Raw genomic sequence first — 12,826 nt, forward strand, 5'->3', positions numbered from 1 at the left:
AAAGCGAAAGGCGCGGGTTTCCTTCCCGCGCCTTTCGCTTTAGAAGGCCACGGCGCAGCCCTGCGGCCGGCGGCGCGTCATGCCTCGCGCCAGCGGTACTCGAGCGTCTCTCGGAATGCGAAGCGGTTCAGGTGATCCTCGATGACCTTCTGCATCCGGATCCGTGTTTCCTCGTCCGGGACGCTCAGCCTGATGGTGAGCCGGTCCGGCTCCGCCGACAGCTCGGCCTTGCGGTTCTCGTCGAACGGAATGGTGCTTGCGGTCTCGTCGTAGGTTACGTCGAACTTGTGCGACCAGTGCTTGCTGAGCTGCTGCAGATAGCGGCTGGCGTGCTGCGTCGGCACGCCCGCTTCGGATACGATCACGGGCTTTCTCCTTGAAGGCGGAGGCGGCATGGCCGAGGCTCCCGCTGCCCGATGCCGCCCCACGCAGGATTTTATAGGCCGTGCTGCGCCAGCATGCCCAGGGCTTCTGTGTGGGACCAGCCATGCAGCCGCCCTGGTCATAAAGCGATAAGGATAAGAATTAAGCTTAACGTTCTCTTCACACCCATAAGATACGAAATATCGTGTCCGCCGTGCTCATGGCGGCTTGGGTCCTTTCGAGTGGAGTAGAACGCCCATGAAAACGATCAAGATCGCGGTCCTGAGCGGTCTTCTCACCGCATCCGCCTCGGCTGCCGCTGTCGCGGCCGACCTGTCCTCCCGATCCGTCTTCTCGCCGGCGCCCGTGCTGAGGGCGAGCCGGAACACGACCGAAACCTGGTACCTGCGCGGCGACATCGGCTACGTGGCGCCGAAGCGTCCGGAAGCGGATTTCTCCGCCGGCCCCCTGACCGGCGACTTCATCCGCGAGAGCCTCGACAACAGCGCCCGCGTCGGCGCGGGCGTCGGCTATCGCTTCCACCAGAACGTCCGCGCGGACGTCACGGTCGACTACTTCAACTCCCGCTTCAAGGGCGTCGCCCCGACGCCCACCTTCGCGGCCGCATTGATCGCCGACAAGGGCCTGTTCCAGTCCACCGCCGTCATGGCGAACGGCTATATCGACCTCCCGACGGGCGCAGGCATCACGCCCTATATCGGCGCGGGCCTCGGCATGGCGCACAACGTCTTCTCCGACTACTCGCGGATCACGTACGACGCCGCGACTGGCACCGAGACGTTGCAGCGCCTCACCGGCAGCGACGACAACCGCTTCGCCTGGGCGCTCATGGCCGGCCTCGGCGTCAAGCTGTCCTCGAACTTCTCCCTCGACCTCGGCTACCGCTACCTCAGCGTCGGCGACATCAAGACCCGCGCCTTCGATCTCGGGGCCGGAGCCGACATCGAATCCATCGGCACGCACGAGGTGCGGGTCGGCGTCCGCTACGGGCTGTGACCGTGACGGCCGGCGGCGGCCGGCGCGAGGCTCCTGGGGGAGCCTGCGTCGGCGCCCGCGCTGCCCGGCCGGGGAAACGGGACGTTAAGGTTAACGCTCTCTTCATCGGCCGCGACTATACCCGATGGGCCCCGGGCCTCGGTCCGAAGCCTCTGAATGAAGAAGTGTGTTTTTGATGGATCTCGTCAGGATAACCGTCGCCGCCGCCTTCGTGACCGCCGCGCTTCCGGCCATGGCGGCGGATCTCGACGATCTCCTGCCTCCGGCACCCGTGCTGGACGAGGAGGCTCCGGCGAGCTGGTACCTGCGCGGGGATATCGGCGCCGTGCGCCGCGAGACCCGTGAGGCCGACATCTTTGCGGCGCCGTTCGTCGGCCGGTTCACGCAGGACGGCATCGCCGACAGCGGCCTAGTCGGCGCAGGCATCGGCTACCGCTTCAGCCCGATGCTGCGCATGGACGTGACGCTCGACCACCGCTTCGACGCCCGCTTCAGGGGCGCTGCGGCGGCGCCCGTTTTCGCCGGCGGTTCGTTCCTCGACCGGGGACGCCTGCAATCCTCGACCCTTCTGCTGAACGCCTACGTGGATCTGGGGACGTGGAACGGCCTCACGCCTTACTTCGGAGCAGGCGTCGGCGTCGCGCGCTCCACCCTGTCACGCTACGCCCGCATTACGACCGATCCGGCCGGCGCCGTCACGGCCTGGGAGCCGATCGCCGGCGACAGCGACAGCAGCTTCGCCTGGGCACTGATGGCCGGTCTCGGCTACGAGGTGTTGCCGGGCCTCGCGCTCGATGTCGGCTACCGCTTCGTCGGGCTCGGCACGGTGAAGACCCGCCACCATGGCCTCGGCAGCGGGGCCGAACTCGGGCAGGTCGGCGCCCACGAGGTGCGGCTCGGCCTGCGCTACATGTTCGATTGAAACCTGACGCAAGCCTCAGCCAAGCTTCCGGTTGAGCGTTAACCATCCCTTCACTAAATTCCTTGGCGAATCAGCCAGGAGGGATCGGTGCCAGGAATTGTCAGCCTCGAGAATCGCCTCCCCGCGCTTTGGCAGACGAGCCCGGCCCCGCAGGTGGGCGTTTCCGCAGAGCCCGCGCCGGTCGTTGCCGGGCCCGAGCGGACCGAGCCGCTCGGCCAGCCCGTCAACCTTGCGATCGGCCACATCCTCATGAATGCCGAGAGCCTGATCGCCTCCGTGACCGGCCTGAAGCCGCAGCAGGTGCATCTCAGCGTCAATCTCGCGCGCTACGAATTCTAGCGTCAGGCTCAGCCCTCAGGCCTCTTCCTCATCTGCCAGCTTGTCCAGCACCTTCTCGGGCGCCACGTGCCGCTCGAGCTCCTGGAGGCTCGGGTCGTGGGCTTCCTTGATGCCCAGCCGGTCCGCAATGGCGATAGTCAGCGACAGCAGCCGCGTGATCTCGTGCTCCGACAGGAGATTGGTCTGGAGGTCGAGCTCGGCCCGCTTCTCCGACTCGGCCGCCGCCCGGTTCTGGCTGATCAGCACGAAGGTCGACAGGAAGATCGCCTCGACGGAGGCCACCGTCGCGAGGATCACGAAGGTGGGATCGAACGGTTCGACCCCGGGAACGAACCCGACATTGACGGTGATCCAGACCGCGACCAGCGCCGCATGCAGATAGACGAAGATCATGCTGCCGGAGAACCGCGTGATCGCGTTGGCGAGGCGCTCCTGGAAGCCCGCCTGCCGCTCCTTCTCCTGCCGCTTCTGCCGGAGCACCTCGATGTTGCGGTCCAGCACCGTCGCAAAGCTGCCCGGCTTCAGGGCGCCCGTGCTCGGCGTCTCCTTCGCGGAATCGGGGTAAGGCTCGTTCCGGATCTCTCTCACGCGACCTGTCCATGGGCGTTGCGTCGGAGTCTTCCAACGCTCCGCTTGGCCGGGAGTTCACCGGACCGATGTCGCAGGCCCGGCGGGCAGGGGAGGGGCCCACGCCGCCTCGCGGCTACTCCGCCGGATGGGGCGGCGGCGCGTGCTTCTCGCCGTGGGGGGCGAAGCCCGTCTGGGCCCGCATCTTGTCGATCAGCTCGCTCACATAGGTGGCGGGCTTGGTGTAGCCGCCGATGAGGAGGTAGATCGACGGCACCACGAGCACCGTGAGCAGGGTCGAGAGCGTCACGCCGCCCACGATCACCGACCCGATGGCGTTGCGGGCCTCGGCGCCGGCGCCGGTCGACCAGGCCAGCGGGATCGCGCCGCCGATCATGGCGATCGACGTCATGAGGATCGGGCGCAGGCGCAGCACCGAGGCCTCGATCACCGCATCGCGCACCGAATAGCCGCGCTCGCGCAGCTGGTTCGAGAACTCCACGATCAGGATGCCGTTCTTGGTCATCAGGCCGATGAGCAGGATCATGCCGATCTGGCTGTAGATGTTCAGCGACTGTCCCGTGAGCGCCAGCGCCGCCAGGCCGCCGGTGACCGCCAGCGGCACCGTCAGCATGATGATGAACGGGTTGATCCAGCTCTCGAACTGCGCCGCGAGCACCAGGAACACCACGAGCAGCGCCATGCCGAACGTGATGTAGATGGCGTTCGACGAGTCGCGGAAGTCCTTCGACTGGCCCGTATAGCCGATGCGCGCCTCGGCCGGCAGGTTGTCCCGCACGATCTGCTCGAGGGTGTCGAGCGCCTGGCCGATGGAGATGTCGGGCCGCAGGGCCGACTGGATCGTGATCGAGCGCAGGCGGTCGAAGCGGTTCAGCGTCTGCGGCGCGGCGGATTCGACGAGGCTCACGAAGGACGAGAGCGGAACGAGCTCGCCGTTCGCGGCGCGGATGAAGGTGTTCGTGAGGTCGTTCGGGGAGGCGCGGTCCTCGGCGCGCCCGCGGACGATCACCGGATATTCCTCGCCGCGGTTGACGAAGGTCGAGATCTCGGTCTCACCGAACATCAGCTCGAGCGTCCGGCCGATCTCCTCGATCGAGACCCCGATGTCGGCGGCGCGCTGCCGGTCGATCCGCACGCGGATGTCGGGCTGGGATTCCTTGTAATCGGAGTCCATGTTGATGAAGTAGCCCGTCTCCTGGGCCTTCTGCATCACGATATCGCGCCATTCGCGAAGGGTGTTGTAGTCGGGTCCGCCGAGCACGAACTGAACCGGCTGGCCCGTGCCGCGCTGGCCGAGGGATCCCGGATTGATCGGGAAGGCGCGGGCGCCCGGGAAGCTGGTGATCTTCCCGTAGAGCTCCTGGGTCAGCTGCTGCTGCTTCATGGTGCGCTTTTCCCACGGAACGAGACGCACGATGATCATGCCCGCATTGACTGGCGAGGGCCGGGCGAAGCCGGGAGCCACCTGGCTCGTGATCGAAGCAACGATGCCGCGCTCCTGATAGGGCAGGAGCTGCTGCTCGACCTCCTTCACCCGCTCGCGGGTGTAGTCGAGGCTCGCGCCTTCGGGCGCGTCGATGCGGATGAGGATGGCGCCGCGGTCTTCGGTCGGGGCGAACTCCTTCGGCAGCGTCTGGAACAGCCCGTAGGCCGAGAGGGACACGACGACGCCCATGGCGAGGATCACGAGCGGCGCCTTGAGGGCCCAGGACAGGATCCGGCGGTAGACGTTGTTCATGCCGTTGAAGAACGGCTCCGTCATGGTCTGGATGCGGCCGTGGGCCGGCACCATCAGCTTCGAGCACAGCATCGGCGTGAGCGTGCGGGCAACGACGCCGGAGAAGAAGATCGCGGCCGCCAGCGTGATGGCGAACTCGCGGAACAGGCGGCCCGTATTGCCGGTCATGAAGGCGAGCGGCACGAACACCGCCATGAGGGTGGCGGTCGTCGCAATGACCGCGAAGCCGATCTCGCGCGCGCCGTCGAAGGAGGCGAGCAGCGGCGGCTGGCCTTCCTCGATGCGGCGGTGGACGTTCTCGATCTCTACGATCGCGTCGTCCACCACGATGCCGATGGCGAGCACGATGGCGAGCAGGGTCAGCACGTTGATGGAGGCGCCGAAATAGGCCATCACCATGAAGGCCGCGATGATGGAGACCGGGATCGCCACCATGGCCACGATGGTCGAACGCCAGTCGCGCAGGAAGACCAGGATCACCAGGATCACGAGAACGAGACCCTCGATCAGGGTCTTCAGCACGCCGTGGATCGAGGCGCTGATGAACTGGCTCTCGTCGTAGGAGACCTCGGCCGTGGTTCCGGGAGGCAGGGAGGATTTCAGGTTCTCCAGCTCCTCGCGGACGCCGTCCGCCACCGCGAGCGTGTTAGCCGTGGACTGGCGCACGATGCCCAGACCGATGGCGGTCTTGCCGGATTCGTAGAACTCGAAGCGGGTGTCCTCGGCGCCGACTTCGATCTTGGCCACTTCGCCGAGGCGCACGAGATAGCCGTTCTTGTTCGAGACGATGACCTGCTCGAAGTCCTGCGGCGTGGAGAGGCGGGAATCCGTCTTGACGGTGAACTCGCGCTGCGCGGATTCGATGCGCCCGCCCGGCAGCTCCACGTTCTGGCGCTTGATGGCGCTCTCCACGTCCTGGACCGTCAGGCCGCGCGCGGCCAGCGCCGAACGGTCGATCCAGATACGCATGGCATAGCGCCGCTCGCCGCCGAGATACACGTTCGCGACCCCCGGCACCGTGGACAGGCGGTCGACATAGACGCGCTTGAGGAAGTCGCTGAGCTCCAGCGCGTCGTAGGTCGACGACGTGACGCTGATCCACATGATGGCGGAGGCGTCGTTGTCCACCTTCCGGATCACCGGCTGGTCGGCGCCGTCCGGCAGGCGGCCCACCACGCGGAAGACCGCGTCGCGCACGTCGGAGGTCGCGGCCTCCGGATCTCGCGAGACGTTGAACTCGATCGACACCGACGAGCGGTCGTTCTGGCTCTGCGAGCGGATCTGCTCGATGCCCTCGATGCCGGCGACCGCGCCCTCGATGACCTCGGTGACCCGGCTCTCGATGACCTCGTTCGAGGCGCCGCGATAGATGGTCGAGACCGACACGACCGGACGGTCGACGCTCGGATATTCGCGCACCGGCAGGTTGATGACCGATGCGAGGCCGCCCACGATCAGCAGCAGGCTGACCACGACGGCGAAGACGGGGCGACGGATGAAGAGGTCGGAAACCTGCATGACTGCTCAGCTCTTGAAAGCCGGTTGAAACGAAAAGCTCCCGCCGTGGCGGGAGAGAAATCAGTTGCGCTCGGCCGCGACAGCGCTGCCGATGGCCTGCGGCAGGTTGAGCGAGCTGCGCGAGGGCTGCTCCCGGTTCGCCGCCGGCGCGGGCTGCTGTGCGGGGGCGCCGGTGCCGACCGGCCGGGCGTTGACCTCGGCTCCCGGACGCACGCGCTGGACGCCGAGCACCACGATGGTCTCGCCGGGCTGCAGGCCCTCCACGACCTCGACCTTGCCGTTCTGGCGCTGGCCGATGCGGATCACGCGGCGCTCCACCTTGCTGTCCTTCACCGGATAGACGAGCTGGCGAAGGCCTTCGCTGACGATGGCCTCTTCGGGGATGAGGACCGCATCGTCCTTCGTGGTCACCTCGAGGCCGACCGACAGGAACATGCCGGGCTTGAGCGCCTCGTCCGGGTTCGGGAACTCGGCCGTCAGCTTGACGGTCCGGGTCGCGACATCGACGCGCGGATCGATGGTGGCGACCGTGCCCTGGAAGCGGCGACCCTGATAGGCCGCCGAGCTGGCGTTCACCACCTGGCCGGGCTTGAGCCGGCCGAGCAGGTTCTCGGGCACCGCGAAGTCGAGCCTGACCTTCGAGAGGTCGTCGAGGGACGTGATCCGGGTGCCGGGAGAGATGTAGGCGCCGAGCGAGACCGAGCGGGTGCCGACCCGGCCGGCGAACGGGGCCCGGATGGTGAGCTCCTCGAGCCGCGCCTCGGCGCCGCGGCGCTGGGCCTGGGCGGATGCGATTGAGCCTTCGAGCGACTTCATCTGAGCCGTCAGGTCTTCCACCTGGGCTGTCGTGCCGGCGCCGGTGCGGCTCAGGGCCTGGGCGCGTTCCAGCTTGATGGCGACCTCGTTCCTGAGCGCCACGGCGCGATTGGCCTCGGCGATGGCCTGCTCGATCTCGGCCTTGCGCTCGGCGGCGTCGAGTTGCACGAGAGCGTCGCCCGCCTTGACCTTCTGGCCCTCCTCGAACCCGATCTCGGTGATCAGGCCCGCAGTCTTCGCCGTCACGGTGATCGATTCGAAGGCCCGCACCGTGCCGACCGCATCGCGGGTCTCCACGATCCGGCCCGTCTTCACAGTATCGACCTCGACCGTCGCCGGACCCGAGGGACCGCGTCCGCGGGCCGGGCCCGCAGCCTTCGCGGCTGGTTGGGCGAAATAGGAGCCGACCACCGGTGCCTTCGCCAGGTAACCGCCCTGATAAGCGTACCAGCCGCCGAACCCTGCTGCCCCCAGCACGGCAATGACGGCAAGCTGACCAGACACACGCATGCTCGCTCCTTGAAGCCCTACAAAATTCCGGAGGTTTCCTAGCACAATATAGGCCAGGCGCACGGACCATACTGCAAGGAACACGATGTTTTGTATTACGATTTCGTAATCTGCCGCGGATACTTCGGACAGTGGTGATGACGACGAAGTCATCCTGCCCAAGGGGAAGTCATCTTGACCGCCTCCGGTTCCTCGGGCATACCGGTCGGCGGGAGACCCCTCCCCACCGAGGGGCGCCCATCTGGAAGGATGGACTAACATGACAGAGATGCCCGCCGCGCGCCCCCGCGCGCCTTTCTTTTCGTCCGGCCCCTGCGCGAAGCGCCCCGGATGGTCCCTGCAAAACCTGAAGACCGAATCCCTGGGCCGCTCACATCGCGCGAAGCTCGGCAAGGCGCGCCTGAAGCTGGCGATCGACCTCACCCGTGAGGTGCTCGACGTCCCGGCGGATTACCGTATCGGCATCGTGCCCGCCTCGGACACCGGCGCGGTCGAGATGGCCCTGTGGTCGATGCTCGGCGCCCGTCCGGTCGACATGCTCGCGTGGGAGAGCTTCGGCGAGGGCTGGGTCACCGACGTGGTCAAGCAGCTCAAGCTCGACGACGCCCGCGTCATCACGGCTCCCTACGGCGAGCTTCCCGACCTGGCCCAGGTCGACACCAAGAACCGCGACGTGGTCTTCACCTGGAACGGCACCACCTCCGGCGTGCGCGTGCCGAATGCCGACTGGATCGCGGCCGACCGCGAAGGCCTGACCATCTGCGACGCCACCTCGGCGGCCTTCGCGCAGAAGCTCGACTTCTCCAAGCTCGACGTGGTCACCTTCTCCTGGCAGAAGGTGCTCGGCGGCGAAGCCGCGCACGGCATGCTCATCCTGTCGCCCCGCGCCGTGGAGCGCCTCGAGACCTACAAGCCGAACTGGCCGCTGCCGAAGATCTTCCGCATGACCAAGGGCGGCAAGCTCATCGAGGGCATCTTCCAGGGCGAGACCATCAACACCCCGTCCATGCTGGCAGTCGAGGACTACATCGACGCGCTCGAATGGGCGAAGTCCATCGGCGGCCTGAGCGCCCTGGTGGCCAAGGCCGACGCCAACGCCAAGCTCGTCCTCGACTGGGTCGCCAAGACCCCGTGGATCGCTAACCTCGCCCAGAACCCGGCCACCGCCTCCAACACCAGCGTGTGCCTCGTGATCGCCGACCCGGACGTGGTCGCCAAGGGGCCCGAGGCCGTGGCGCAGGTCGCCAAGGGCATCACGGCGGCTCTGGAGAAGGAAGGCGTGGCCCTCGACATCGGCGCCTATCGCGATGCGCCTCCCGGCCTGCGCATCTGGTGCGGCGCCACCGTCGAGCGGTCCGACCTTCAGGCTCTGACGCCTTGGCTCGACTGGGCCTTCGCGCAGGAAAAGGCGAAGCTCGCGAAAGCGGCTTGATGCTCTCGTTCCCTCCCCCTTGCGGGGAGGGCCAGGGTGGAGGTCGCAAAGCCAGAGCGCGACCGGAGCCACCCTCGCAGAGACGAGCTGCAAGCGCCCGTCCTGCACGCTTCACCCTTTGACGTCTCACCCGGTGGGGCCACCCCCACCCCCGACCCCTCCCCGCAAGGGGGAGGGGAGCTCAAGGTGCAACCATGCCCGCTCCCCGCGTACTCATTTCGGACGCCCTTTCGCCCGCCGCCGTACAGATCTTCAAGGACCGCGGCATCAAGGTCGACTTCCAGCCGGATCTCGGCAAGGACAAGGACAAGCTCGCCGCCGTCATCGGCCAGTATGACGGCCTCGCGATCCGCTCGGCCACCAAGGTGACGGCCAAGATCCTCGAGCAGGCCCAGAACCTGAAGGTGATCGGCCGCGCCGGCATCGGCGTCGACAACGTCGAGATCCCGGCCGCCACGGCCAAGGGCATCATCGTGATGAACACGCCCTTCGGCAACTCGATCACCACCGCCGAGCACGCCATCGCCATGATGTTCGCGCTCGCCCGCCAGATCCCTCAGGCGGACGCCTCGACCCAGGCCGGCAAGTGGGAGAAGAATCGCTTCATGGGCGTCGAGCTGACCGGCAAGGTGCTCGGCGTCATCGGCTGCGGCAACATCGGGTCGATCGTGGCCGATCGCGGCATCGGCCTGCGCATGAAGGTCGTCGCCTACGATCCCTTCCTGTCGCCGGAGCGCGCCATCGAGATCGGCGTCGAGAAGGTCGAGCTCGACGAGCTCCTGCGCCGCGCGGACGTCATCACGCTCCATGTGCCGATGACGGAGAAGACCAGGAACGTCCTGTCGGCGGAGAACATCGCAAAGACCAAGAAGGGCGTGCGCATCATCAACTGCGCCCGCGGCGGCCTCGTGGACGAGAACGCCCTGCGCGCGGCGCTCGATTCCGGCCACGTGGCCGGCGCCGCCTTCGACGTGTTCAGCGAGGAGCCCGCGACCACCAACCCGCTCTTCGGCCATCCGAACGTGGTCTGCACGCCGCATCTCGGCGCTTCGACCTCGGAGGCGCAGGAGAACGTGGCGCTCCAGGTCGCCGAGCAGATGTCGGACTACCTGCTCCAGGGCGCGATCCAGAACGCCGTGAACTTCCCGTCGATCACGGCGGAAGAGGCCCCGCGCCTGAAGCCGTTCGTGGCGCTCGCCGACAAGCTCGGCTCCTTCCTCGGCCAGCTCACGGAAGCGCCGATCAAGGGCATCCGCATCGAGTACGAGGGCGACGTCGCGGAGATGAACACCCGCGCGCTCACCTCGGCGGCCGTCACCGGCGTGCTGCGTCCCTTCCTGCAGGACATCAACATGGTGTCGGCGCCCGTGGTGGCCCGCGAGCGCGGCATCACGGTGGAAGAGGTCAAGCGCGAGCGCGCCGCACGCGACTACGAGAGCTTCATCCGCATCGTGGTCGACGCCGAGGACATGTCGCGCCACGCCGGCGGCACCGTGTTCCAGGACGGCAAGCCGCGCGTCACCGAGATCCGCGACATCGCGGTCGATGCCGAGTTCGCGCCGAACATGATCTACGTCCGCAACGACGACAAGCCGGGCTTCATCGGCCGCTTTGGCACCCTGCTCGGCGAGTCGGGCGTGAACGTCGCGACCTTCGCGCTCGGCCGCGACAAGCCCGGCGGCGACGCGATCTGCTTCGTGTCGGTCGACGAGCCGGTGACGGACGATCTCCTGCGCAAGATCGAGGAGATCCCGCAGGTCAAGCGCGCCCGCGCCGTGCGCTTCTAGTGGCAGAGAGGCCCGCCATGCCGTCAGCTCCCTCGCAGCGCTTCGTCCTAACGCTCGCCTGCGCGAACCGCCCGGGGATCGTCGCCGCGGTGGCGGGCCACCTGTCGCAGGCGGGCCTCAACATCCTCGACGCCCAGCAATACGACGACACGCAGACGGATCGCTTCTTCATGCGCGTCGTGTTCGATCCCGTCGCCGGCGAGGTCGCGCTCGACGACCTCAAGCGCGATTTCCTGCCGCTCGCGGACCGCTTCGGCATGGTCTGGACCTTAAGCGATCCAGGCACGCCGCGCCGGGTCATGCTGATGGTCTCCCGGTTCGACCATTGCCTGGCCGATCTCCTCTACCGCTGGCGCATCGGCGAGCTCGCCTTCGAGCCCGTCGGCGTCATCGCCAACCACCCGGCCGAGACCTACGGCCATGTGGGCCTCGGCGACATCCCGTTCCACCATCTGCCCGTGACGCGCGACACCAAGCTCGAGCAGGAGGCGAAGGTCTGGGAGATCATCCGCGACTCGGGCGCCGAGCTCGTGGTGCTGGCCCGCTACATGCAGGTGCTCTCCGACGGGCTCACCGCGAAGCTCGCGGGACGCTGCATCAACATCCATCACTCGTTCCTGCCGGGCTTCAAGGGCGCCAAGCCCTACCACCAGGCCCATGCGCGCGGCGTGAAGCTTATCGGCGCGACGGCCCATTATGTGACCTCCGACCTCGACGAGGGCCCGATCATCGCCCAGGACGTGGAGCCGATCACCCATCGCGACACCCCCGACGACCTGGTGCGCAAGGGCCGCGACATCGAGCGCCGGGTGCTCGCCCGCGCGGTGCGGCACCACCTCGAGGACCGGATCATCCTGAACGGCTCGAAGACGGTGGTGTTCGCGGATTAACGCTTCCGCTCCGCCAGCCAGATCCCCCCGAGCACGAGGCCCAGGCCGAGCGCGTGGTAGAACGCGAAGGGCTCGCCGAGCAGGACCACGGCCAGCAGCGCGCCGAAGACCGGCACGAGGTTCACGAACAGCCCCGCCCGCGCCGGTCCGATCAGCTCGACGCCGCGGATGAAGAAGATCTGCGCCACGAGCGAGGGCAGGAGGCCCACATAGAGCAGGACGAGCCAGCCCTTCGGGGTCGGCCATTGCACGGTCCCGGTCGCGATCTCGAAGGCGAGCAGCGGGATCGACGACAGGAAGGCCACGATCGCGAGCGCCGTGAAGAAGACGAGTCCCGAGACCGCAGGGCGCCGGCGCAGGGCAAGCGTGTAGCCCGCATAGAACACGCAGGCGATGAGCGTCCACACGTCGCCGATGTTGAGCGCCAGCGCCCGCAGGACCTCCCAGCTTCCCTTCACCGACACGAGGACGACCCCGAGCAGGGTCACGACCATGCCGAGCACCTGCAGGGGCACGACCCGCACGCCGAAGAGCAGCACCATACCGATCAGGACGAGCACCGGGATGGAGCCCTGGAAGATCGTGAGGTTGACGGCGCTGGTGTGGTGGGCGGCCACGTAGAAGAGCCCGTTGAAAGCCGTGAAGCCGAAGATGCCCATGAGCACCGTGCTGAGCCACTTCTCCTTCAGGACGGGCCATTCTGCCACGAGCTGGCCGCCGGTCAGGGGCGCCATGACAGCGACCACGATCACCCACCGCATGGCGGTGAGCGCCATGGGCGAGATCTCCCCGACCGCGAGCCGCCCGGCGATGGCGTTCCCGCCCCAGAACAGCGCCGTGAGGCTGAGCAGCAGGTAGGCCTTGCCGAACAGCCACCCCCAGAGCGATTGCACGATTTTCATGGGG

At 67.4% G+C, this 12,826-nt stretch carries 11 protein-coding genes; 6 read left to right on the top strand and 5 right to left on the bottom strand.

Features of this window, described 5'->3' with window-relative positions:
- Positions 1 to 77: 77 nt before the first annotated feature.
- A complete protein-coding gene (locus DES45_RS18605; protein WP_114771525.1) occupies positions 78 to 365 on the bottom strand; it encodes a DUF2218 domain-containing protein in 288 nt (95 codons plus the stop codon).
- Between the two features lie 256 nt (positions 366 to 621).
- Between DES45_RS18605 and DES45_RS18610 the strand changes: the two genes are divergently transcribed.
- From DES45_RS18610 to DES45_RS18620, 3 genes are all read left to right on the top strand, one after another.
- The gene (locus DES45_RS18610; protein ID WP_114771526.1) at positions 622 to 1,380 is read left to right on the top strand and encodes an outer membrane protein; all 759 of its coding nucleotides are present in this window, start codon (positions 622 to 624) and stop codon (positions 1,378 to 1,380) included.
- A 175-nt stretch (positions 1,381 to 1,555) separates the two neighbouring features.
- Entirely contained in the window at positions 1,556 to 2,302 is a 747-nt protein-coding gene (locus tag DES45_RS18615) for an outer membrane protein (RefSeq protein ID WP_114771527.1), read from the top strand.
- Positions 2,303 to 2,389: 87 nt separating this feature from the next.
- Positions 2,390 to 2,641, top strand: a complete 252-nt coding sequence (locus DES45_RS18620) for a hypothetical protein (protein ID WP_114771528.1) — start codon at positions 2,390 to 2,392, stop codon at positions 2,639 to 2,641.
- Between the two features lie 15 nt (positions 2,642 to 2,656).
- Here the strand turns inward: DES45_RS18620 and DES45_RS18625 are convergent, their stop codons facing one another.
- The 3 genes from DES45_RS18625 to DES45_RS18635 all read right to left on the bottom strand — a co-directional run bounded on the left by DES45_RS18625 (position 2,657) and on the right by DES45_RS18635 (position 7,811).
- Positions 2,657 to 3,220, bottom strand: a complete 564-nt coding sequence (locus DES45_RS18625) for a DUF1003 domain-containing protein (RefSeq protein WP_425374295.1) — start codon at positions 3,218 to 3,220, stop codon at positions 2,657 to 2,659.
- 124 nt (positions 3,221 to 3,344) lie between these two features.
- Positions 3,345 to 6,485, bottom strand: coding sequence for an efflux RND transporter permease subunit (locus DES45_RS18630; protein ID WP_114771529.1), 3,141 nt, complete (start codon positions 6,483 to 6,485; stop codon positions 3,345 to 3,347).
- Positions 6,486 to 6,545: 60 nt separating this feature from the next.
- Positions 6,546 to 7,811: an efflux RND transporter periplasmic adaptor subunit gene (locus tag DES45_RS18635; protein WP_170151559.1), complete on the bottom strand. Its 1,266-nt coding sequence runs from the start codon at positions 7,809 to 7,811 to the stop codon at positions 6,546 to 6,548.
- Between the two features lie 259 nt (positions 7,812 to 8,070).
- On the opposite strand from DES45_RS18635, the gene DES45_RS18640 reads away from it, so the two are divergent.
- The 3 genes from DES45_RS18640 to purU all read left to right on the top strand — a co-directional run bounded on the left by DES45_RS18640 (position 8,071) and on the right by purU (position 11,920).
- On the top strand, positions 8,071 to 9,243 hold the full coding sequence (locus tag DES45_RS18640; protein ID WP_114771531.1) for a phosphoserine transaminase: 1,173 nt from the start codon (positions 8,071 to 8,073) through the stop codon (positions 9,241 to 9,243).
- A 194-nt stretch (positions 9,244 to 9,437) separates the two neighbouring features.
- The gene (serA, locus tag DES45_RS18645) at positions 9,438 to 11,030 is read left to right on the top strand and encodes a phosphoglycerate dehydrogenase (RefSeq protein ID WP_114771532.1); all 1,593 of its coding nucleotides are present in this window, start codon (positions 9,438 to 9,440) and stop codon (positions 11,028 to 11,030) included.
- 17 nt (positions 11,031 to 11,047) lie between these two features.
- Positions 11,048 to 11,920, top strand: coding sequence for a formyltetrahydrofolate deformylase (purU, locus tag DES45_RS18650; protein WP_114771533.1), 873 nt, complete (start codon positions 11,048 to 11,050; stop codon positions 11,918 to 11,920).
- On the opposite strand, the gene DES45_RS18655 is transcribed toward purU, so the two are convergent.
- Entirely contained in the window at positions 11,917 to 12,822 is a 906-nt protein-coding gene (locus DES45_RS18655) for a DMT family transporter (RefSeq protein WP_114771534.1), read from the bottom strand. The genes purU and DES45_RS18655 overlap by 4 nt on opposite strands.
- Positions 12,823 to 12,826 lie beyond the last annotated feature (4 nt).

This window comes from Microvirga subterranea, from assembly GCF_003350535.1.
Classification (GTDB): domain Bacteria; phylum Pseudomonadota; class Alphaproteobacteria; order Rhizobiales; family Beijerinckiaceae; genus Microvirga; species Microvirga subterranea.

Bases quoted from the DNA above. Each gene is read 5' to 3' on its own strand.
- DES45_RS18640 (WP_114771531.1), top strand. From the start codon at position 8,071: ATGACAGAGATGCCCGCCGCGCGCCCCCGCGCGCCTTTCTTTTCGTCC.
- DES45_RS18615 (WP_114771527.1), top strand. From the start codon at position 1,556: ATGGATCTCGTCAGGATAACCGTCGCCGCCGCCTTCGTGACCGCCGCG.
- DES45_RS18635 (WP_170151559.1), bottom strand. From the start codon at position 7,811: ATGCGTGTGTCTGGTCAGCTTGCCGTCATTGCCGTGCTGGGGGCAGCA.
- DES45_RS18655 (WP_114771534.1), bottom strand. From the start codon at position 12,822: ATGAAAATCGTGCAATCGCTCTGGGGGTGGCTGTTCGGCAAGGCCTAC.
- DES45_RS18610 (WP_114771526.1), top strand. From the start codon at position 622: ATGAAAACGATCAAGATCGCGGTCCTGAGCGGTCTTCTCACCGCATCC.
- serA (WP_114771532.1), top strand. From the start codon at position 9,438: ATGCCCGCTCCCCGCGTACTCATTTCGGACGCCCTTTCGCCCGCCGCC.
- DES45_RS18630 (WP_114771529.1), bottom strand. From the start codon at position 6,485: ATGCAGGTTTCCGACCTCTTCATCCGTCGCCCCGTCTTCGCCGTCGTG.
- purU (WP_114771533.1), top strand. From the start codon at position 11,048: ATGCCGTCAGCTCCCTCGCAGCGCTTCGTCCTAACGCTCGCCTGCGCG.